The 729-nt window shown below is 49.7% G+C and carries 1 protein-coding gene; it reads left to right on the top strand.

What is annotated here, in order from left to right; translation table 11 throughout:
• Window positions 1–97: 97 nt before the first annotated feature.
• Window positions 98–729 (top strand): hypothetical protein (locus V8F51_RS31470; RefSeq protein WP_337104447.1); only part of this gene is annotated, 632 nt, incomplete at its 3' end.

Genomic DNA, 729 nt, shown 5'->3' with positions numbered 1-729 from the left:
AGAAACATTTAGGTCACCAGCTGGTTTAGTTAAGAAAATAGACATCCTGCCAAGTCCTGCTGCCCCTGCGGTAAAAGCAAACGATATAACAAATATCGTGACGGGAATAGCAAAGACCATGGAGTTCAGCAAGGATGGCGGGACAACATGGGCGAAGTATGTAAGCGCTGCTAGCATGGGTGATATGAGAGGTGATATCGCACTACTGGTAAGAAAATATATAACCGGAGTAACTCTGACCGGACAAACAGCGGCATTGAACTTTACAGCCGCAACCCCGAACCTTAAGATAACTGCAGCGACAGGCACCGCCTTCAAGGAGGGCTCAGAGGATGGGCAGTTAATAACGGTGAAGCTGACTAATGGAGACATCAATGCGAATCCGGATAACGCAACAGTGAAGCTTACAGGGCTGCCTGATGGCATAACGCAGGGGAAGGTGACATGGCTGAGTAAGACGTCACTGACGATCGCGCTTGTGGGTAACAGTACGGTGGATTATGATACAAATGCGACGGCAACGGTCACGCTAGATGAAGGACAGGTAACCCCTGCACAAATGTCAGACCTAACCTCCCCGGTGACATTGAAAGCCACAGTGGAAACGACACCTGCGGCACCTGCCATCACCTTCAGCTTCGATGGGATAAATGCAGGCAAGCTGAAGGGAATCAAGGCAGGCATGATGGAATACAGCCTTGATGGAGGAACGGGTTATATAACAGCTGT

This window comes from Paenibacillus sp. YIM B09110 (genome assembly GCF_037167145.1).
Classification (GTDB): Bacteria; Bacillota; Bacilli; order Paenibacillales; family Paenibacillaceae; genus Pristimantibacillus.
Note: the sequence above shows the minus strand (reverse complement) of the source record. Positions and strands in the feature narration are given on the sequence as shown.